The following is a 19,633-nucleotide window of genomic DNA, read 5'->3' on the forward strand; positions in this document are numbered from 1 at the left end:
GTTTGAGCAGACGATGTAAATGCCCGCCACAACACAGCTAGCGCCAACGTCTCCCTTGCAACGCTACGCTGAAGAAAAGGCGTCCTGCTCCCTGAGATATCCCTGTTATGCACAGCGCTCCGTAAATATACGATCGTATGCGTTGACAATCTCAAAAAAAATTTCGCGAGAGTCGCATTTCGAACCGACGCTCACCTTCTCTTAGGCCAAAGTCGTATTGGGTCGGGGCTAAATCAAAGCTCATCCAAAATCTGATCGAACACGGAGCGTGAGCTCTCGTGACGCAAGCGAGCGTTGCGGAGAATGCTTTCGCTTGAGAAGGAGTAATGTTGCGTGAGTGAAAGCGAAATGAAAGTGACAGCGAACGGAACCAATGTCTTCGGGATGCCGCTACCGGACTTCTCGAAGTTCGCCTTGCCTGGCATCGGCGGCAACGAGCAGGTCCTTGCCCGCGCCCGGGAAGGCTTCGAGAAGATCAAGGCCGCGTCGGAGGAGATGACGGAAGCGCTGCGCGAGACCTATTCGGGCAATGCCAGAAGCGCGACCGACTACGGGCTGAAGGTGCTTGAAATCTCAAACGCCAATGCCACCTCTGCGCTCGATTTCTTGATCCATCTATGCGGCAGCAAGTCAGCGACCGATGTTTTCACATTGTCCGCGGCGCAAACGCGCAAGGCGTTCGACACAGCTTCCGACCAGAACCGGGAATTGTGGGCGCTTACCCAGAAGCTTGCGACCGAAACGGGTGAGCCGATCAGTAAGCACTTCACGAAGGTTTTCCACCGAGCAGGCTAACAAGCCCGCTCAGTTCACGTCCAAGGAATCGTTTTCAGGAGGGATCCGGCCGGTTGGAACAAGCCCGGCGAGCATGCAGCCCCCACTGGCCAATGCTCGCACAAACAAGGTGCGCGATGCCCCCCAAGTAACCCGCACCGACAACAGGCGTACTCCAACCGGCCGGTGCTTTTTTACGAAATACAACAAGTCAATCGCAAGGGAGGGCGACATGGGTATGGTTATGGTCAAATGTCCGCAAACCGGACTGGCGATTCCCACCGGCATCAAGACTGATCGCGAAAGCTTTGGGCGCAGCGCGGTGTTTTTCTCGCGCACGCGTTGCGTGATCTGCCACACCGATCACGCGTGGTTTGCGCGCGAAGCCTGGGTCGACGAGCCGAGCATCCGGGTGCGGCGTCTCAGCGCTGGCTCCCCGGCGTAATCATCGACACAGATCAAGTGACCATCGCGATGGAGGGACGCCATGGCGCGCATGCAAATCTCAAACGAGACATCCACCTGGCTGCTGCAAGCCAAGGAATTTCTTGACGAAGCGCGACGCTTGAAGCCGGGTCCTGAGCGTAAGGAACTGCGCCAGACGGCGAAGGTGCTGCGAGAAATTGCAAAGCTCGAGGCGGCATCCGAGCAGGCAGTCGAGCGTGATCGGCTGCAGAGAACCTGATCAGACGGAGCATCCGCTCCTTGATGGGGCTTTGCCGTAACGCGGTAGCGGCAAGTCGCGACGTGGAAGGTCAAGCGGTTCGCGCGAAATGCTCACCTGGCATCGCGCGATCTGACTTCGAGCAGTCCCCCCGCGCGAGATTGGGCCGAACTCGTCGAGAAGATCTCCTCGACTTCGAGATGCATGGCGTCGTGGCATTCGCACGCCGCCGCCGAGAGCCGCACCCGGTCGATCTCGATCAGGCCTCGTCGATCGGACCTGATGGCTCCCCGCGCGCGCAGATTGCGCATCAGGAGCGTCACGGTCGTACGCCGCACACCGAGCATTTGCGACAGTGCATGCTGGGTGAGCGGGAGCACATCATGGTCGACGCGGTCCCGCAGTTGAAGCAGCCAGCGAGCCATGCGGGCTTCGACCGGATGCAGCGCATTACAGGCCAAGCCGAGCTGGAACTGCATCAGCATCGCCTTGACGTGATTTTGAACCATGCGCCGGATCGCGGGACTGCGATTAAAAACAACGTGAAATCGCGATGCAGGAATCCGAGAAGCGGTGCCGGCCGCACGAACGACGGCCGTCGTGGCCGAGGGCGATGGCCCGAGCACCGAAAGAATGCCGACGGCACCCTCACGCCCGATTGCCGCGGTGGCAACCGTGTGTCCGTCCGCCATGTCGATCATCAAGGTGATCGCGCCGCTGTGGGGAAAGACGACGTACTCGATATCGTCGCCCGCTCGAGAAAGGACCGCGTCCTGATCGAGCGCGATCATCTCAAGTTCGGGTTCGAGCAGATCGAGCTCCGGTGCAGGCAATGCTGCAAGCAGGCGATTGCCCAATCCGCCGCGAGGCTTCACTGCGGAGACCCCGCAGTGACGCGTCTGCGGCGTTCTCCATTTGGAGTGTCGCGAAACGGACAATTTAACATAGATTAAATCTGCTCTCTCTACGCGTACTCACACAAACACGCTCTAACAACAAACATCAAACGCTCGGTCGCGAGCCAACTTTCTGCCCGCGGCCTTAAAGAGTTAGATGCAAATGAGCCTCCGGACGCAACCGTAAAATACGCATGGGTAACACCGTAAGCTTACGGGACCGTGGTTCCAATTCCGGTGCACGGCAGATCGATCAGCGCTTGAAACGGCGGCCTTTGTTTCTCAATAAGCCGCGCACGTCGAGAGCCGCGTCCAGCGTTGCGGCGCCGACGTTGTAATGCAGCCACTGGTGTCACGCTATTGCACCACCGTGCTGATCCGCCCGTGGCGAATGGCAGGCTGCGAGCCGTTGTCACCGGCATCGAGGGAAAAGAAAATCATGGCCGACGCGACCGATGACATTCTCCAGCGGAATGTATCCCACAGCCGAGAGGATGCGGCTGTCGGTAGAATTCGGCGTCCCCTCTAACCTGACTGCATCACGGATGCGGGACCGCAGACGCTCATCTGGCCTTCCGCCATGGCGCATCGGCCTCCCAATCGCCGGCCATGATCGAACCGTACGGGATCACCTCATCGATCACCTCCCCGAGGCCGTATTTCGTGATCTGCGATCGTACCGATGCGGCGTTCTTGTAAGCCTCCGGCAGTTCCGACAGGTCGGGCTTACCGCAGTAGCGGGCATCGATGCCGGTCGGCAGCCGAGGCTTGTTCTCGCGCAGGAAAGCCTTGCGTCCGATGTTGCGGCCGGCGCCGTGGGGCGCGAAGCCAAGCGCTTCCTTGTTGTCCTTGTGCTTCAGCACCAGGACCGGTTCGGCCATGTTGAGCGGAACGATGGTGCGTCCGTCATCATCATCCGAGAAGCCGGACCAGTTCGGGGTAGCCCCCTTACCGTGGTCGAACAGGCCATCTGCCTTTCTGAAGACGAAGTTGTGTTCGTTCCAGAAGCGATCGGCGACACCATTTCCGATTTTCGTGGCGGTAAGGTCATGGATCGCCTGGTGGTTGGCCTTGGTCCAGAGTCGCACGATCTGCAGCGCCTCCCAGTAGGCACGGCCGTGTTCGCTTGACGCCTTGATCCAGGCATTGTGGCTGGGGATCTTCGGCGCGTGGATCGCCGTGTGCTTTCTGGCGACCGCCATTCCGCGCTTGTAAACCTGGGCGCCAAGGCCGCGAGAGCCATGGTGCGTCACCAATGCGGCATGACCCGTCGACTTGAGGTGACCGACATAGGCAAAGTGATTGCCGTCGCCTTGCGTGGCGTAGTGACCGATCGCGAACCTCTCAAGTCCCCTCAGGAACGGATTGCCGTCAAACCTCGACATGATCTCGTCGGGCGGCATGTGAACGCCGTCTCGGCCGCCCGGACCGAAATGGGTGACATCCCAAACGGCATCGAGAATGCGCTTTGGATTATCCTTGCGGGCAAACACGGTCATGGCGACCGAGCAGCAAATGTCCGACGAATGGAATCCGGGATGTATCGCATCGTCGCATGCCACGACACCGCCAACCGGGATCGTCCCGGCCACCGTGCCGGACGGGCAGGCATCGGGCATCACAGCGCCGGCCACGATCGTCGGGACTCGCATCAATGCATCCATATGCTGGGCCACCGCCGCGATGTTGGCACGTTCCAACTCGTTCTCGGCATCGATCAGCATCGAGAACTGGAGGCCGTTGGTTCGCATCAGCGTTTCGATCGGCTGCAGGGCCTGCAGCGCGACAAAGATCGCATCGTCATCCGCGCCGCCGGCACGCATGGTGCTGGCGGTCTGCAAGGCATCCTTGAACCAGCGCCCCGGTTTGAAGCCCCAGGCGATCAGGGTGTTGCCGTCAATGGGCTGCGATACTCTCATGGTTTCGCCTCGACGAATTTTCCGTTCCTTGCCGCATTCCGTTCATTCAATGAAGGGCCGCCCGTGGGCGACCCTTCCTGTCATGCGTTCTCCGCGGGCTTCAGACGGACCAGCTTTGTGAGCAGCGCGTCGAAGCCCTGCCCGTCACCCGCATGAAGGTCGATCCGGCCGACCTTCTCCACTAGCCGCTCCAGCGACTCCAGCTCCTTGAGCCGCAGCAGCAGAGGGTTCTCCTCCATCAGCCTGGCGGTGTTCAGGAGCGACCGCGTCGCCGCCGTCTCTTCCTGCCGGCGGATCAGGTTCGCCTTCGCGACCCGCTCCGCCTCCACCACCTTGTTGACGAGCTCGCGGATCTCGCCAGGCAGGATCACGTCCTTCACGCCGAGTTCGGAGACCTCGACACCGCTGTCGGCGATGCGCTCGCGGACGTAGTCGCGCAGCTCCGCATCCAGCGTAGCCTTCGCCGACAACACCTCGTCGAGCGTGCGGCCGGCAACCGCCTCACGGATCGCGAACTGCACCAACCGGTACAGCCACGCATCCACGTCGGGCACGGCCGCGACCACGCGCTCGGGGTCGACGATCCGGCGGAACGCCGTCAGGGTCACACGCAGTGCGATGCGATCCCTGGTCAGCATTTCCTGCGCGGTGATCTCGACCGCCTGGGGACGCAGATCGAGGCGCTTGACCTCGATCTTGCGGCCGGCGATCCAGAAGGCGTGCCGGCCCGGCGCAAGCCGCTCCACCAGCCGGCCCTCGACGTAGAGCAGACCAGCCTCGTGGTTTTCGACCACCGCTTCCGTCACGATGGTGGGACGGTTGCGCTCGATCATCGCAAGATGACGCTCGGTCACCCGGGGATCGCCCGCCACATCGATGCGCTCGACATCGATGGAGGTAGCGACCTTCCAGTAGACACGCGCCTGCCAAGGCGTCATCAGGTGCACGGGACGGCCGTCGAGGCTGACGATGGCGATCTCGTTCGCCTTCGTCTCCACAGCCTCGAACAGCTCCGTGGCCAGATCAGGCCGCGCGGCCTTCAGCACGGCGTAACGCTCCGCGGGGAATTCCGCGCGAACGACGTTGAAAATCTCCACCGTCAACTGACGCTGCAGATCGAACAGCCGGTGACGACCGGGTTCGAGCATGCGCTCGAGCCTGCCGTTACGCGTCAGCAACGCGCGCTCGCCATCCTTCACCGTCAGCGTCTTCATCAGCAAATGCCAGGTCATGGCACGCCTCCATGGTTTGCCCTCCGGCCCTCGCGGGGTCGGAAAGCGGGTTTCGTTTTGCAAAGGACGTGGGACGCGGACGACGCTTCCTGAAAGCTCGGCGGGCCAAGTTTGAGCTTGCGCAGATAGCGGGCGCACGCGCTCGATCGCTCGACGTGTGTCGAGCGGTCAAACGTTGCCACCCGGCATCAACGCAAGCGGTATCCACCGCGGCGCAAAGCCGGTCTCACAGTGTCTAGGTTCGGACGAAAAGCCTTGCGGCGATGCGGCCGGACTGCGACTGAAGCGCGCGTCCGGTCCCCTTCAATGGGAATCAGCGTATTAGGCTGAACCGGAGCGGAGCGGGATTCGAACCCACGACCCGATGATTATGATTCATCTGCTCTACCCAACTGAGCTATCCTTTGTGGTGCCATAGACCGGAATCGAACCGGCGACCTTCGGGTCACCCCGACGCTCTACCGCTGAGCTACTATCGCGTCTTCACCTGGCGGAACACGAAACCGCAAGACCGGCCCGCGCCAGTCGGGATCACAACGAGCCCGAACCCATGGCCAAAGCGAAGGAGCGGGTCAATAGACGAAACATCTTTCAGTTGCAAGAGCGCTGAGGAGATTTTTTTCGCGATCGAGGAGATGCTGTGTCTTCACCATCACAGCGTTAACCGAGCTTCGTAGGATGGGCAAAGGAGCGTAGCGACGTGCCCACCATTCTTGCCGTGCACGTGATGGTGGGCACGCTGCGCTTTGCCCACCCTACGGCCTACTGAAACGCGACTTCGGCAAAGCTTCTGAGCTTGCGCGAATGCAGGCGCTCGGATTCCTGGTGCTTGAGCCGTTCGAGCGCCTTCAGGCCGATCTCGAGATGTTGACCGACGCGTCGCCGGTAGAATTCGCTGGCCATGCCGGCGAGCTTGATTTCGCCGTGCAGCGGCTTGTCGGAGACGCACAGCAAAGTGCCGTAGGGGACGCGGAAGCGATAGCCGTTGGCGGCAATCGCCGCGGACTCCATGTCGAGCGCGACAGCGCGGGATTGCGACAGCCGTCGAATGACCGACGGGCCACTGATTTCCCAATTGCGATTGTCGACACTAGCAACCGTTCCGGTGCGCATCACCCGTTTGAGCTCAAAGCCGGTCAGCCCGGTAACCTCGCCGACCGCTTCCTCCAGCGCGACCTGCATCTCGGCAAGCGCCGGGATCGGGACCCAGAGCGGCAGCTCATGGTCGAGCACGTGATCTTCGCGGACGTAACCATGCGCGAGCACGTAGTCGCCGAGCCGCTGCGTATTCCTGAGGCCCGCGCAATGCCCCACCATCAGCCAGGCGTGCGGCCGCAGCACCGCGACGTGGTCGGTGACGTTCCGCGCATTGGACGGACCGATGCCAATGTTGATCAGGGTAATGCCGCCATAGCCGGGCTCGACGAGATGAAAGGCAGGCATCTGTGGCGCGCGCTCAGGCGTAATCCCGGTCGTGCCACCGCCAAGCCGCGCATTGCGCGTGATCGCATTGCCGGGAGCAACAAAAGCATCGGGGCCTATCTCGCCCGATGCGAGGCGATGCTGGCACAGTTGCACGAAGGCATCGACATAGAGCTGGTAGTTCGTGAAGATAATGAAATTCTGGAAATGCTCAGGATCGGTGCCGGTGTAGTGATAGAGCCGGCGCAGCGAGTAATCGACCCGCGCCGCACGGAACAGGGACAGGGGTTCGGGTGCTCCGGGGGGCAGTTCAAATGTGCCGTCGGCGATCGCATCGTCCATCGCTGCAAGATCGGGCGTATCGAACACGTCGCGCAGCGTTCGCGTAAAGGCCGAGCTGTCGGCAATCGTCAGCGCCGCCTCGATGTTGATGTCCCGCCGATAGGCGAAATGAATCGGAATGGGCTCGTTCGACTCGCCGATTTCAACCGACACGCCGTGGTTCTTGACCAACAGCTCGATTTGCTCGGTGAGATAGGTGCGGAAAATATCCGGGCGCGTCACGCTGGTCTCATGCACACCCGGCCCCGCGACAAAGCCATAAGCGAGACGCGAATCGAGCCGCGCATGGGTCGAGGTCGTCATCCGCACCAGCGGATAACAGGCTCGCACGCGCGTCGCGAACGCCCCGCCATTGACATAGGCTTCAAAGCGATCGCGAAGGAACTGGGTATTGCGCTCGTAGATCTCTTCGAGACGGGCAACGGCCGCACCGGCATCGACGAATGCTTCGGTCGCGAAGGGCGGTGGAGTTTCGACGAGCATTGCGGAACACATGTTGCTTCGCGCCAGTTGTCGAGCGGAGACTCACTCTGGATCAGCAAATATAACCACAATCGCGTCTCGTTCCAGATACGTCTGGGGTTGTGCTCAAGAAGCACCTCGTCGTCCCGGGCTTGACCCGGGACCCAGAACCACAAATGCCTATTGTTGCGCGACGGGCCGCGATCCCGTCGACGACTCGACTCGGTGGCTATGGGCCCCTGCGTTCTCAGGGACGACGAATTTTTGCGAGGCGCCTGGTTTGCGCCATCAGGCGCACGAGAGCAGCGGATCCGATCCCGCTACTGCACCTTCGCCAGCACCGCGAGGCGCCGGATGCCCTTGTTCTTGTAGGCATCGAGGAACGCGTAGTAGTCCTTGAACGAGACGCAACCGTTGGACTGGCCGCTCGGCCCGAGCATGTAGGTGTGCGCGAGCAACCCGTCGCGGCCATGGATTTTTTCCTCGCCGCCAAGCGGCGTCAGCCGCAGTGCCGGCACGCCGTGAAACAGCGCCTCGCGCGGCTTCAGTTCGTAAATGTGCGGCGGCGTCACGCCCTGCATCCGCACATGCGAATAGCGCACGTCATCCATCTTCGAGCCGAGCCCCGAATGCGCCTCCAGCCTGGTGCCGTCGGGCAGATACACCGTCTTGGCGGCGATATCGTAGACCGCGGTCTGGCGGTCATAGGGCGGCGCGCCGCCCATCATCGGGTTCTGGCTTCGGGTATCGATGATGCTGCCGGTGACGCTGGCGTCGGCGGATGCATAAGCCAGGAACCCTCCAGCTGCCGGCTGCTTGCCCCACAGCTTTTCGACCATGGTCTGCTTCTCGTTGGAAGCAATCGACATCACGGCGGCCTTGGCGCGCTGCGCCATGTCGCGAACGGAAGAGCCGGAGGATGCCTTCGCGGTCTTATCCTCCGCAGTCTTGGCTTCGGTCTCCTTTGGCGCCGTGGCCGGAACGTTCAAGGCGAGCTTGGTAGTCGGGGTGGAAACTTTCGGCTTCGGCGTCTCAGCAGGCTTCGACGCCTGCACGGCCTTCGGCGCTTCGGCCGACGGCGAAGCTTCCGCCAGCTTCGTCGCTTCGACCGGTTGGGGCTCGACAGCTCTGGATGGCTGGCCTTGCGCCGCCGCTGCGGCGAACCGTTCGGTGAACATCAGCGAAGACGCGACGTTCTCTGGTGCGGGGATCACCAGGGACTGTTGCGGCAGCGATGCGAATATTTCGTTGAAGGCCGGCTGCACCGGACGGGCAGCGACGGTAGTCGGGTTCCTGAAGACAGGCGCCTCGAAGGCGGCGCTGTTCACGGATGGATAGACGCTGGAGCCAAGCACGTTGGTGTAAACGGTCCAGGCGCAGCCCAGCACGAGGCCCGCGAGCGCGACACCGCCGAGAAAATATTGGGGAATACCCTTGCGAGAGGATTTCCTGCGGTTGTGGGCCGCAGGGCCGAACGCACGCGTACGCTTACTCATTCACACAACGCCCAGAACAATTCCACCAAGTCCCCCATTGATGCCGCGTCCGGAGACGTTCCCTGCAGCATCTCGCAGAGGCACAGAGCGTCATTAAGGCGACTTTTAGTTAAATCCGGATTAAACGCGGGCGGATGTAAGGCAGGCTCAAATCCATGGAACTATTAGAGAAATTACCCCCGTAACGCTCCGGGGATCGGTCCCAAACAGGGACATCCGGCGTGAAGCCACGCCGGATGTCCCATAACGGGCCAAGTTCGGCCTCAATCCTTGAACGGATCGAACTCATTCTCGCCAGCCATGGCGACAGCGAACGGGCGCAGCGTGTGCTGCACCTTGATCGAGCGAGCGTGCTCGGCCAGCACCTCCGTCAGCCGGCGATAGGCCATCGGACTTTCATCGAGGTCAGCGCCTACCAGCGTCACGCCACGCGATTGCAGCCAGGCGTCCATCTCGGACCGCGTGAACCGCCGCTTGGCCTCCTTGCGGCCAAACAAACGGCCCGCGCCGTGCACCGTCGAGTAGAGCGAAGCCTTCGCCTCCTCGCTGTCGACGCCCTCGACGATGACCGCGTCGTCGCCCATCGATCCGCCGATGAAGCCACGCTGGCCGGGAAATGCCGGCGTTGCGCCCTTGCGCACTACCCACAAATCCTTGCCGCCATGGTTCTCCCGCCACGCGTAATTGTGGTGGTTGTGAACCATGTCGGTGACCTCGCCACCGATAATCCTGCGCACGCGCTCGATCACCCATTCACGGCCGGCATAGGAGTAGCGCCCGGCGAGTTGCATCGCCGCGATGTAACGCCGCCCGATCTCGCTGTCCTCGTCGATGACGGCGGGCGGCACGTTCATGCCGTCCTTGCCGCCCGCGGCCTTGAGGTAGCGGGTCGCGCTGGTGTGGCCGAGGCCGCGGCTGCCGAAGTGCACGCCGATCCAGACAAAACCCTCCTCGTCGCGCAGCAGGTCGACATAGTGATTGCCCGATCCGACGGTGCCGAGTTGCGAGACCGCCTTCTGCCGATAGGCGCCCATGTCGGATTCACGCCACGCGTCGACGTCGTCGAACAGTTCATGCTCGACGCGCTCGTCGTTGGTGCGTCCGACGCCGAACGAAATCACGTTGTGCACGTCCTTGATGATCGCGCCAACATTGCCTTCGATCTGGCTGAACGACGTGTCGAGGCGCACGGCCATGTTGCCGCAACCGATGTCGAAGCCAACGCCGGAGATGCTGATCTGCTTCTCATAGGCGATCACGCCGCCGACCGGCTGCGCATAGCCGAGATGCCCGTCAGCGCAAATCACGCCGGCGACTGCGTTGCCGACCGACATGCAATTGCGCATCTGCGCGATCGTCGCGTCATCGTGCTTGCCGAATATCTTGAGCGGGCTGTTCTGATACTGCTCCGCTTGCGGCTTGAGCGCGACATCGGCGGCAACGGCCTGCGCGTCGCGCGCAAGCTTCTCCTTGCGCGCGGCATCGCGAAACAGGCACCACGTCGGCATCGGTCGCTGGCCGGGCCGATCGATCTTCGCGTCGGGGTCAAGCCCGGCTTCGACGGCCAAAGCCCTGGCCCGCTCCTGGTAGGGATCGGATCGCATCTGATCCTCCTTCACTGCAATATACTACGTTCCGAAGGCCCTTCGGGACTCCGGTAGAATCCCATGTCAGTCGCGACACGGGCCGGTTCGGTTTGCAGGCAGGGAGTTGGGAGGTGCATTTAGCCGCGAAGGGCATCGTGCGGATCATTTCTCGCTGCCTGGACGGCAGAGGGAGGACCCGCCGCCGTCTTACGCTGCTGGTTCGCTTTGCGAAATCGGTGCTCTCGTTGGATACACGACAACCGAACACGCCAAAGCGCGACCGCGCCGGACGACCGGCTGGCCTGCATAACGTGAACCATTGGTGTCTATACGAAGCATCGTCTTTCCCAGAGATCGGCGAGAAGCGCGCGATCACATACAGCAATTCCAGGATTTGTAAATAGGGCCGGCAACGTCCACTTGTGCCGGCGCTAATAACTCAGGCGCGGATACCAATCCATGCCACGTCCTTCCGGCGTGGTGTCGAGAATGGTCCACAGCGGATCGATATCGGGCGCGCCGCGCGGATCCTGTCCGGGATCGGCGGTCGATGGTCCCATTTCGCCGGACCAGAAGTGACGGATGCTGCCGTCGCGGCGGGTGAACACGTTGTAGCCGGGCGCGTCGGCATCCTCAGCGCTGACATAATCGCGGGTGTAGTCGCCCGATGCATCCGAGTAGATCCGGTGCCGCGTCCAGCCGCGCGCCTTCTTCGCCGCGATCAGCCGCGCGATCGGCGAGCGCGCTGTGAAGACAAACGCGACGCGCTGTTCGACGTCGGGCAACTTCGCTTCCCAGGTGCTCATGAAGGACGTGCACATCGGGCACGGCGCCTCGCGCTGCGGTCCGAACATGTAGCTGTAGATCACGAGCGTCTGCTTGTCGCCGAACAGGTCCGACAAGGTTGCCTTGCCGCCCTCGCCTTCGAATTCATAGTTCTTCGTCGCTGCGCCTCCCGGCGGCAGCGCGCGACGCAATTCGGCGACGCGTTCGATGTGACGGCGCAGTTCGATTTCTTCGGTCAGCAATTGCTCGCGGGCGCGGCGATACTCGGCACTCTCATTGGGAAAGCGCACGCTGTTTCCGCGGGCGAGTTCGACGGCGGGTTTCGGGGCGGAACCGGACATGGCATGACCTCGGCGTTGGTTGCTCAGTTACAAGACGTTCCACACCCCATGGGTCCGACAGAAGCGGGCAAAAAATTCGGCCTACAACCGCCATTTCCGCCCGTTTTGGAGCCAATTTGCGCGGATTTTCTGCATAGGAGCTATCGCCGAACCTTAACCGCCGGAGGCAGACATACTATCGGCTGCCGACGGCTTTGCATTGGAGGCCGGCCCTGTGATACGGCACCGTATCGCCAACGCCTGTTTCGCCCATACCCCGAAGGGGAAGCTGCCATGACAATGCTGGCACGCGCCGGAAGTATCGCTGTTGCAAGCCTTGGCCTCCTCGCTGGACATGCGTTGGCGCAGCCAGCGAAATTGGGCTGCACGTCGGCGCAGACGGCACAAGGAACGCAAACGCTGCATTGCCCGACGGCGATCACCATCGTGGCCGAAAGCGGTGCGAAGTTCGAGCTCGGGGATCGCAACCGCGACGGCCATGTCGATTCCGTCGAACTCAGCAACAAGGCCCTGCTGCTCGAAGTGCCGAAGAAGCCGGGCCGTACCCGATTCAACGTTGTGACGCCGCAGGCGATTGCTGCCGTACGCGGTACCAAATGGGCGGTGGACGCCGAAGGTGCAAAGACATCGGTCTTCGTCGTCGACGGTCGTGTCAGCGTGGCGCGGGCCGCCGGCCGCGGCAGCGTCGTACTCGGCCCCGGTGACGGCGTCGACGTCGAGACATCCGGCGACCTGATCGTGAAACGCTGGCCGCCCGCGCGCGTTACGGCCCTGATGGCAAGATTAGGACAATAGAAGTCAGACGAATGAGCCATCGACGTCTTCATATTCTGGCTGCGTTGCTCTGCACGGGATTGTGGGCAGGCGCGATATGGCTCGGCCATACCAGCGGCCATTTGCGTTTTCTCGATCGGCTCGAGTCGGCGTTGACCGACGTGCGAACGTTGGCGCGCGGTGTAAAGGCGCCGCCGGATCTCGTCACGATCGTTGCGATCGACGACACCATCGTCAAACTCAGCGGCACCTATCCCCTGCCGCGCGCAGAGATAGCCAAAATCGTCGAGGCGATCGCGCGGCTGGAGCCGAAGGTCATCGCGATCGATCTTCTTTTGGTCGACAAAGGGCCCGCCGACGGCGACGCGGCACTCGCGAAATCGCTGGCGGCGAGTCCGACCGTGCTTGCGGCGGCGGCGGTATTTTCAAACATCGTTCAGCCTTCCGCGGAGGACGACGGGCCGCTGGCCCGCCTGCCGAAGGCCGACCGCTTCCTGCTGCCGCTCCCGGCCTTTGCCGACCGCGCGGAAGTCGGCATCGCCAATGTGGCGACGGGCCAGACCGGCACGCCGCTATCGGTCCCGATGCTGTTCCGGACACGCGACAGAATCGAATTGTCGTTTCCGCTTCGTGTCGCATCCGTCGCGATCGGCCAGAAGCTGACGATCGAGCCCGACCGCCTGCTGTTCGGCGACCGGCCGATCGCGACTGCTTCCGATTATGCGCTGCCGATTTCCTATTACGGCCCGCGCCGCACCATTCGCACCGTCAGCGCCGCAAATCTGGTCGACGGCCAGGTCGACAAGGAGGCCATTCAGGGCCGGATCGTCGTCCTCGGCGCGACCGCAACCGGCGCCGGCGACTTCTTTCCGACGCCGTTCGATTCCCTGATGCCGGGGGTGGAAATCATTTCCACCGCGATCACGCATCTGGTCGCAGGCGACGGTGTCGTGCGCGACGGGCCGGTTCGCGTCGTCGAAGCCATCACGACGGTCCTGCTCCCGATACTGCTGGTCGGCTTGCTGGCGTGGCGGCGAAACGCGGTTGGTCTGCTCACGGTCAGCGCGGTGATGCTCGCATGGGCGGCTGCGAATACGGTTGCTTTCGCGCACGGCATATCGCTCGACACCGCGACGACTATGGCCGCGGCGGTGCCGCCGATCGTCCTGTTCGGTACGTTGCAGCTATGGTCGGGCCGGCGCAGCGCCCAGCATCTCGCCGTCCAAAACAGGCTGCTCGAACAATTCCAGACGCCGGGCCTGCAGGAATGGCTGACGCGCGATCCCGATTTCCTGCTGGCGCCGGTCAGGCAGAATGCCGCCGTCGTGTTCGTCGATCTGTCCGGATTTACCTCGCTCAGCGAAACGCTCGATCCGGATGCCACGAGGGGGCTATTGAAGGAGTTTCACGCCCTGGTCGACAAGGAAGTGATGCGGTGCGGCGGCATGATCACGAGCTTCCTCGGCGATGGCGCCATGATCCTGTTCGGCCTGCCGGAGGCGGCGCCGGATGACGCTGCGCGCGCGGCGCAATGTTCGATCGCGCTCTGCGTCAAGACCGAACGCTGGATCGAGGCGTTGCCGCCGCCGATTGCCGTGCGGATCGGCTTCAAGATCGGCGCGCATTTCGGGCCGATCGTTGCCTCCCGGCTCGGCGGCCGCAACCATCAGCATATCACCGCAACCGGCGACACCGTGAACATCGCGAGCCGTCTGATGGAAGTGGCGGCCCGCCACGATGTCCGATTGGCGTTGAGCGATACGTTGCGTATCGCGGCGGAGCGCATCGGCGCCCGGCTGAAAACCGGAAGCCTTGCCGGCCCCGTCGAGACGCAGATTCGCGGCCGATCAGGCTCGCTCACGGTCTGGCTGTGGCGGGGCGAACATTCCACGATGGATCAACGCACGCATCCCGACGCCGCGGAGTGACCGGCCGCGCGCTCTATCGCGCTTCCGGCGGCGGCGTGCGGTCGAGCACTTCGCCCTTCGGCCCTTCCAGCACATCGAGCGCATAGGTCTCGATTACCAGCGGGCCGCGCTTGCGCTGAACCTCCCCGACCCGTTCGACACGGGCAAACCTGTCCTTCAGATAGGGTGCATCGCCGAGCCACGCCTCATATACATACAACGATTTGCCGGCGAGCTGCGCCGCATCAGGTTCGGGCATGTTGATCCAACGGATGCGCTGGCTGGGCTGTGCGACGCAGGTGCCCTTCGGCAGATGGAAGGCCAGCCAGGCGGTGGTGCCGTAATCCGACGCAAGCACGCATGTTGCGCCGACGCGCGCCCTCACCGCCTCAATTCCATCGGCCGTTTCGCGCCAGCCGACGCCGACGCTGCGCACGGTGGCATCGCGACGATAGCCCGATAGCACGCCGGTGTCGGCCTGCACGACCAATAGCACGAACATCAGGACGCCGCCCGGCGCCGCCCAGCGCCGGCAGAAGTCGACCAGGCGCTGCCAGCGTGGTTCCCATTCGACCAGATGCGCGGCGACGGCGGCGGCGATCGCAAACGCCGGATAGACCGGCGCAAACCAGTTGGCCTCGACGCGGGCATGCAGCGAGTGCCAGACGAAGTAGGCAACGATGATCCAGAACATCGTATTGACGAGCGCGCGCGCCGGCAGCGCGCCGGCGCGGCGGCGGAACAGCGCGTAAAGCCCCATCGCGCCGAGGATCCACACCAGCGGCGTCGCGAACGCAATCTGCGTCGGGATCAGTTCGGCGATGTAGACCGGGCGGAAATCCTCGATCCGAGCCCGCCCCATCTGCTTGATGAAGGAAACCCAGTGGTGGCCGGCGTTCCAGAGAATGACCGGCGCAAACAGCACCAGCGCGACGAGCCCGCCGAGATAAAGCCAGGGCGAGATCAGCCAGTGCCGCAGTTTGGGAACGGCGACCAGCCAGATCAGGATCGCCGGTCCGAAGAACAGCGCGGTGTATTTCGACAGCAGCGCGCAACCGGCGGCGGCGCCGACCGCCAGCCACCACACGCCGCGACCGGTCTGCAGCACCTTGGCGAGCGCAAACAGCAGGAGGCTGGAAGCCACCAGGAGCGGCGCGTCCGGCGTGACGATCATGGTGCCGACCGCGGCCATCAGCGTGATGTTCAGGAGGATCGCTGATGACGCGGCCACGCGCCGGCTGCCGAACAGGATGGCGGCGGCCTGATAGATCGCCCAGCTCATCGGCAGCGCCAGCAGGATCGAAACCAGCCGCACGCCGAATTCGGTATCGCCTGCGATCAGCGTGCCGAGCCGGATCACGACCGCGACCATCGGCGGATGATCGTAATAGCCGCCGGCAAGATGCTTCGACCACATCCAATAGTAGGCTTCGTCGAAGGTGATCGGCGTGAACGCCGCGGCGATCAGGCGCAGCGCAACGAGCCCCAGGATCGCCAGACCCGTATTGAGGGCAACCCGCGCCTCGTTGGAGCTCATTTTCCGGTCATCGCCTGCGCCAGACGAACAGTCCGGACATCGCGTAGTTCCAGACCACGCCCATCAGCGCGCCGGCAAGCCCTGCGAGCCACCAGATCGGCTCCTGGTCGAAGACCGCGAACGCAACGCCGACATTGGCGAGCAGTCCGACGCCGCAGACGAGATAGAACAGCAACAGGCCGCGCAGGATCGCAAATCCCTTGAGCCGCTGGTCGCGATAGGTGAGAAAATTGTTCAGGATGAAGTTGCTGGTCATCGCAACCAGCGCGCCGGCGGCCTGTGCCTCCGCAAACGGTTCCTTGAAGATTTCGAGCGCGATGAACAGCGTCGCGAGATGCACGACAAGGCCGGTGCCCCCGACCATCGCGAACAACAGGAAACGCAGCGAGACCACGTCGTGCGTCAGCTTGGCCAGCACCAGGCCGAGGAAGTCCAGCGCCACCATGGAATCGAGCTTGCTCTCGCCGTGCTGGCGCGAACCGAAAGTGTAGGGAATCTCGACGGCGCGCAGCTTGCCCTGTGCGGTCGCAATGATGTCGAGCAGGATCTTGAAGCCCTGGGTCGAGAGCTGCGGCGCCAGTTGCTCGAAGCGGTCGCGGCGGATCATGAAGAAACCGCTCATGGGATCGGCGACCTCGACCTTCAGGGCGCGTCTGGCGACCTCGGTCGCAAGCTGACTGGCCCCTGCCCGCTGCTTGTTGAAACTGTCGGCGCTGCCGCCCTCGACATAGCGGCTGCCGACCACGAGTTCCGCCTCGCCGCTTCGCAGCAGCGCGACCATCTTCGGCAGTTGCGTTTCATCGTGCTGCAGATCGGCGTCGATGACAGCCGCATAGGGGCCGCTCGAGGCCAAAATGCCCTCAATGCATGCACCCGACAGTCCGCGGCGCCCGATCCGGCGGATACATCGGACGCGCGAATCCTTCCGCGCCAGCCCGCGCACCACTTCCCAGGTCCCGTCAGGGGAATTGTCGTCGACAAAGACCACTTCCCAGGAAATGCCTGATAGCGTGGCCTCCAGCCGCCGGTACAGTACGGTGACATTGTCCCGCTCGTTGAAGGTCGGCACAACGACCGAAAGCTCAGGCAAACCGGCCTGCGACGGGGTTTCGGGGCCCGGTTTGATGGCGTCATTCATGATCGCCAGCGTATATCCGCAGCCGTCCGACATGCCAAGGCGAGCTTCAGGAACGACGTAACTGGACGGTGAAAACGGGGGACGAAACCGCCCCGGTGCCGGCCCGGCGCGGACGAATCATTAGCCGCCGCCGGATCGGATCCGGGGCCTGCTTCGCTTGAAAATGCTCTGAAAATGCCAACGACCACGAACAGAGGGCGCGCGTACATCCGGCGCAGCCAAACTATTCATGGTCGTCCCGGCGCCGGAGCTTTGAAGCGTCAACGTCGCCGTTGTGTCCCAGATAGGAATGCCCAAGGCATTCCGCAAGAGGCGATCCCGGCCCTAATTCGGAACCTCCCGAATCACCGGCCCGCGCGGGGCGGGAGCCTGCTGAAGCGGCGGCGCGGGTTGCTGGACGCTCGCCGGCTTGGCGGGCTTTCCGAACTGGCCGATCGGCCCATAGGCGATTGCAACCACCATCACGATCGATGCGACGATGGCTCCCAAAAGACCGGCGACTGACTGCGAATTCATAATCAACGATCCCCTAGGCCTGATCGGGAACTGATATCACGGAAAAAGCTTGTGGAAGAATAGTCTCGGCGTCAGCCATCGACAATACCGGCCGCCGAAGCGGGCTCCAAAATCTCACCACGCGAGCGCCGCGCGACGGACAAGCAAGAACCGCGATTCCATCGCAAACATGGCGGAGTCTCGACCTTCGGGTTGACAGGGAATAGGGGAAAAAGATGTCGAATACAGATCAGGGCAAACCGGCCGGGAAATCCGGACGGCGCAACCGGAAGGGAGAGCGGGGCAAAAAGGCCGCTTCCCAAGAGAGCACGGCCGTGAGCCCGGCGCCGGTTGAATTGCAAAGCCCGGATCAGGATCAACCACCGCGACCGGAGCCGGTTCACGCGGAGAGCCCGAAGGTGGATCAGCCGGCCATCGACGAACCAGTCGCCGTTGCCGCGCCGCCCGAGCCGCAGCCGGCCGTGGTGCCCTCGCTGGCCGAGCCGGCCGAGCCCGCAACAGTCGAGGCCGCGCTCGCCGAGGCCGCGTCGATCCAGCCCGCAGCAGTCGAGTCCACGGCAGAGCCTGCGCCGGTAAGCCTGCAGACCATCGCGAATGCCTATCGCGACTACACACGGAAATCGATCGAGGAGTTCGGATCGTTTGTCGAGCAGCTCAGCGGCGTTCGCTCGCTCGACAAGGCGATGACGGTTCAGAGCGAATTCGTGAAGCGGGCCTATGAAACCTCGGTCGCCGAGTCGCAGAAGATCTGCGAACTCCACAACCGGCTCGCCAAGCAGACCCTCGACCCGTTCAAGGGGCTGACGGGCAAGACGCCGGCGACGCACGGCAAGCCTTGAGGTTCACGCGAAACCAGTTTGGCGCAGATTGGTGGAATTAAAAGGCTCCGGTTATTCCGGAGCCTTTTTTCGAGGGATCATGCCTTTAAGTCGGCGCCTGGCAAACTGGCCAATCAGGGCTGACTTGGCTAACATATACGAGTTCCCTCCCCCCATTTTCCGACGAGCCCTCCCGTGAGCAAGCCTTCGAAATCGACCGCGAAAAACAGCGGCAACATCTATATCGGCATCGGCGGCTGGACCTTCGAGCCGTGGCGCGGGGTGTTTTATCCCGAGAAGCTGACGCAGGCGAAGGAGCTGTCCTACGCCGCCTCGAAGCTGACCTCGATCGAGATCAACGGCACCTATTACGGCTCGCAGAAGCCGGAGAGTTTTCGCAAATGGGCGCGCGAAGTGCCGGACGGATTCGTGTTCTCGTTGAAGGGACCGCGGTTCGCGACCAATCGTCGTGTGCTGGCGGAAGCCGGCGATTCCGTAAAGCGCTTCTACGATTCCGGCGTGCTGGAGCTTGGCGACCGGCTCGGTCCGGTGCTGTGGCAGTTCGCGCCGACCAAAAAATTCGACGAGGCCGATTTCGGCACGTTCCTCGAACTGCTGCCGCGCAAGCTCGACGGCCGCGCGCTACGGCACGTGGTCGAGGTGCGGCACGACAGTTTCTGCGTGCCGGAGTTCATCGCATTGCTGCGCAAGTTCGAAACGCCGGTCGTGTTCGCCGAGCACGGCAAATATCCGGCGATCGCCGACGTCGTCAGCGACTTCGTCTATGCGCGGCTGCAGAAGGGCAATGACGAGCTCAAGACCTGCTATCCGCCGAAGCAGCTCGACGCCTGGGCCAAGCGCTTTCAGGCCTGGGCCGGCGGCGGCGAGCCCGACGATCTGCCGCGCGTCGATGCCGCAAAGCCCGCGAAGACGCCGCGCGACGTCTTCGCCTACGTCATCCACGAGGGCAAGGTGCGCGCGCCGGCCGGCGCGATGGAATTGATCGAGCGCGTGAAGTAACTC

At 62.9% G+C, this 19,633-nt stretch carries 17 protein-coding genes and 1 tRNA gene; 7 read left to right on the forward strand and 11 right to left on the reverse strand.

The window, feature by feature from the left end:
* Nucleotides 1-348 precede the first annotated feature (348 nt).
* The 3 genes from IVB05_RS29640 to IVB05_RS29650 all read left to right on the forward strand — a co-directional run bounded on the left by IVB05_RS29640 (nucleotide 349) and on the right by IVB05_RS29650 (nucleotide 1,459).
* A complete protein-coding gene (locus IVB05_RS29640; protein ID WP_247779500.1) occupies nucleotides 349-795 on the forward strand; it encodes a phasin family protein in 447 nt (148 codons plus the stop codon).
* A 211-nt stretch (nucleotides 796-1,006) separates the two neighbouring features.
* Nucleotides 1,007-1,219, forward strand: coding sequence for a hypothetical protein (locus IVB05_RS29645; RefSeq protein WP_247779502.1), 213 nt, complete (start codon nucleotides 1,007-1,009; stop codon nucleotides 1,217-1,219).
* Nucleotides 1,220-1,261: 42 nt separating this feature from the next.
* Nucleotides 1,262-1,459, forward strand: coding sequence for a hypothetical protein (locus IVB05_RS29650; protein ID WP_247779504.1), 198 nt, complete (start codon nucleotides 1,262-1,264; stop codon nucleotides 1,457-1,459).
* A 92-nt stretch (nucleotides 1,460-1,551) separates the two neighbouring features.
* Here the strand turns inward: IVB05_RS29650 and IVB05_RS29655 are convergent, their stop codons facing one another.
* The 8 genes from IVB05_RS29655 to IVB05_RS29690 all read right to left on the reverse strand — a co-directional run bounded on the left by IVB05_RS29655 (nucleotide 1,552) and on the right by IVB05_RS29690 (nucleotide 11,920).
* Nucleotides 1,552-2,313: a Crp/Fnr family transcriptional regulator gene (locus tag IVB05_RS29655; RefSeq protein WP_247779506.1), complete on the reverse strand. Its 762-nt coding sequence runs from the start codon at nucleotides 2,311-2,313 to the stop codon at nucleotides 1,552-1,554.
* Nucleotides 2,314-2,897: 584 nt separating this feature from the next.
* On the reverse strand, nucleotides 2,898-4,253 hold the full coding sequence (locus tag IVB05_RS29660; RefSeq protein WP_247779507.1) for an RtcB family protein: 1,356 nt from the start codon (nucleotides 4,251-4,253) through the stop codon (nucleotides 2,898-2,900).
* A gap of 80 nt (nucleotides 4,254-4,333) precedes the next feature.
* Nucleotides 4,334-5,485, reverse strand: a complete 1,152-nt coding sequence (locus IVB05_RS29665; protein WP_247779508.1) for a slipin family protein — start codon at nucleotides 5,483-5,485, stop codon at nucleotides 4,334-4,336.
* Nucleotides 5,486-5,892: 407 nt separating this feature from the next.
* Nucleotides 5,893-5,964: transfer RNA gene (locus IVB05_RS29670), tRNA-OTHER, on the reverse strand.
* A gap of 283 nt (nucleotides 5,965-6,247) precedes the next feature.
* Nucleotides 6,248-7,732 (reverse strand): AMP nucleosidase, encoded by a 1,485-nt coding sequence (locus tag IVB05_RS29675; protein WP_247787088.1) that lies wholly within the window; start codon nucleotides 7,730-7,732, stop codon nucleotides 6,248-6,250.
* Between the two features lie 299 nt (nucleotides 7,733-8,031).
* On the reverse strand, nucleotides 8,032-9,207 hold the full coding sequence (locus IVB05_RS29680) for a tlde1 domain-containing protein (RefSeq protein ID WP_247779509.1): 1,176 nt from the start codon (nucleotides 9,205-9,207) through the stop codon (nucleotides 8,032-8,034).
* 263 nt (nucleotides 9,208-9,470) lie between these two features.
* Nucleotides 9,471-10,811, reverse strand: a complete 1,341-nt coding sequence (locus IVB05_RS29685) for an RtcB family protein (RefSeq protein ID WP_247779510.1) — start codon at nucleotides 10,809-10,811, stop codon at nucleotides 9,471-9,473.
* A gap of 413 nt (nucleotides 10,812-11,224) precedes the next feature.
* The gene (locus tag IVB05_RS29690) at nucleotides 11,225-11,920 is read right to left on the reverse strand and encodes a DUF899 family protein (RefSeq protein ID WP_247779511.1); all 696 of its coding nucleotides are present in this window, start codon (nucleotides 11,918-11,920) and stop codon (nucleotides 11,225-11,227) included.
* A gap of 273 nt (nucleotides 11,921-12,193) precedes the next feature.
* Here IVB05_RS29690 and IVB05_RS29695 point away from each other — a divergent pair, with 273 nt between their 5' ends.
* Entirely contained in the window at nucleotides 12,194-12,715 is a 522-nt protein-coding gene (locus IVB05_RS29695) for a FecR domain-containing protein (RefSeq protein WP_247779512.1), read from the forward strand.
* An 11-nt stretch (nucleotides 12,716-12,726) separates the two neighbouring features.
* A complete protein-coding gene (locus IVB05_RS29700) occupies nucleotides 12,727-14,622 on the forward strand; it encodes an adenylate/guanylate cyclase domain-containing protein (protein ID WP_247779513.1) in 1,896 nt (631 codons plus the stop codon).
* A 13-nt stretch (nucleotides 14,623-14,635) separates the two neighbouring features.
* Here IVB05_RS29700 and IVB05_RS29705 read toward each other — a convergent pair whose 3' ends face one another.
* The 3 genes from IVB05_RS29705 to IVB05_RS29715 form a co-directional block, all read right to left on the reverse strand.
* Complete coding sequence (locus IVB05_RS29705) at nucleotides 14,636-16,138, reverse strand: glycosyltransferase family 39 protein (protein ID WP_247779514.1); 1,503 nt, start codon at nucleotides 16,136-16,138, stop codon at nucleotides 14,636-14,638.
* A 7-nt stretch (nucleotides 16,139-16,145) separates the two neighbouring features.
* Nucleotides 16,146-17,276: a glycosyltransferase family 2 protein gene (locus IVB05_RS29710; RefSeq protein ID WP_247787091.1), complete on the reverse strand. Its 1,131-nt coding sequence runs from the start codon at nucleotides 17,274-17,276 to the stop codon at nucleotides 16,146-16,148.
* A 324-nt stretch (nucleotides 17,277-17,600) separates the two neighbouring features.
* A complete protein-coding gene (locus IVB05_RS29715) occupies nucleotides 17,601-17,792 on the reverse strand; it encodes a hypothetical protein (protein ID WP_247779516.1) in 192 nt (63 codons plus the stop codon).
* A gap of 398 nt (nucleotides 17,793-18,190) precedes the next feature.
* Here IVB05_RS29715 and IVB05_RS29720 point away from each other — a divergent pair, with 398 nt between their 5' ends.
* The gene (locus IVB05_RS29720) at nucleotides 18,191-18,631 is read left to right on the forward strand and encodes a phasin family protein (RefSeq protein WP_247779518.1); all 441 of its coding nucleotides are present in this window, start codon (nucleotides 18,191-18,193) and stop codon (nucleotides 18,629-18,631) included.
* Between the two features lie 174 nt (nucleotides 18,632-18,805).
* Nucleotides 18,806-19,630: a DUF72 domain-containing protein gene (locus IVB05_RS29725; RefSeq protein ID WP_247779520.1), complete on the forward strand. Its 825-nt coding sequence runs from the start codon at nucleotides 18,806-18,808 to the stop codon at nucleotides 19,628-19,630.
* Nucleotides 19,631-19,633 lie beyond the last annotated feature (3 nt).

This window comes from Bradyrhizobium sp. 170 (assembly GCF_023101085.1).
Taxonomy (GTDB): Bacteria; Pseudomonadota; Alphaproteobacteria; order Rhizobiales; family Xanthobacteraceae; genus Bradyrhizobium.

Excerpts from the sequence above, each read along its gene's own strand:
- IVB05_RS29705 (WP_247779514.1), bottom strand. The coding sequence starts at position 16,138 with ATGAGCTCCAACGAGGCGCGGGTTGCCCTCAATACGGGTCTGGCGATC.
- IVB05_RS29675 (WP_247787088.1), bottom strand. The coding sequence starts at position 7,732 with ATGCTCGTCGAAACTCCACCGCCCTTCGCGACCGAAGCATTCGTCGAT.
- IVB05_RS29700 (WP_247779513.1), top strand. The coding sequence starts at position 12,727 with ATGAGCCATCGACGTCTTCATATTCTGGCTGCGTTGCTCTGCACGGGA.
- IVB05_RS29640 (WP_247779500.1), top strand. The coding sequence starts at position 349 with ATGAAAGTGACAGCGAACGGAACCAATGTCTTCGGGATGCCGCTACCG.
- IVB05_RS29645 (WP_247779502.1), top strand. The coding sequence starts at position 1,007 with ATGGGTATGGTTATGGTCAAATGTCCGCAAACCGGACTGGCGATTCCC.
- IVB05_RS29685 (WP_247779510.1), bottom strand. The coding sequence starts at position 10,811 with ATGCGATCCGATCCCTACCAGGAGCGGGCCAGGGCTTTGGCCGTCGAA.
- IVB05_RS29665 (WP_247779508.1), bottom strand. The coding sequence starts at position 5,485 with ATGACCTGGCATTTGCTGATGAAGACGCTGACGGTGAAGGATGGCGAG.
- IVB05_RS29650 (WP_247779504.1), top strand. The coding sequence starts at position 1,262 with ATGGCGCGCATGCAAATCTCAAACGAGACATCCACCTGGCTGCTGCAA.
- IVB05_RS29680 (WP_247779509.1), bottom strand. The coding sequence starts at position 9,207 with ATGAGTAAGCGTACGCGTGCGTTCGGCCCTGCGGCCCACAACCGCAGG.
- IVB05_RS29695 (WP_247779512.1), top strand. The coding sequence starts at position 12,194 with ATGACAATGCTGGCACGCGCCGGAAGTATCGCTGTTGCAAGCCTTGGC.
- IVB05_RS29660 (WP_247779507.1), bottom strand. The coding sequence starts at position 4,253 with ATGAGAGTATCGCAGCCCATTGACGGCAACACCCTGATCGCCTGGGGC.
- IVB05_RS29690 (WP_247779511.1), bottom strand. The coding sequence starts at position 11,920 with ATGTCCGGTTCCGCCCCGAAACCCGCCGTCGAACTCGCCCGCGGAAAC.
- IVB05_RS29710 (WP_247787091.1), bottom strand. The coding sequence starts at position 17,276 with ATGAATGACGCCATCAAACCGGGCCCCGAAACCCCGTCGCAGGCCGGT.
- IVB05_RS29715 (WP_247779516.1), bottom strand. The coding sequence starts at position 17,792 with ATGAATTCGCAGTCAGTCGCCGGTCTTTTGGGAGCCATCGTCGCATCG.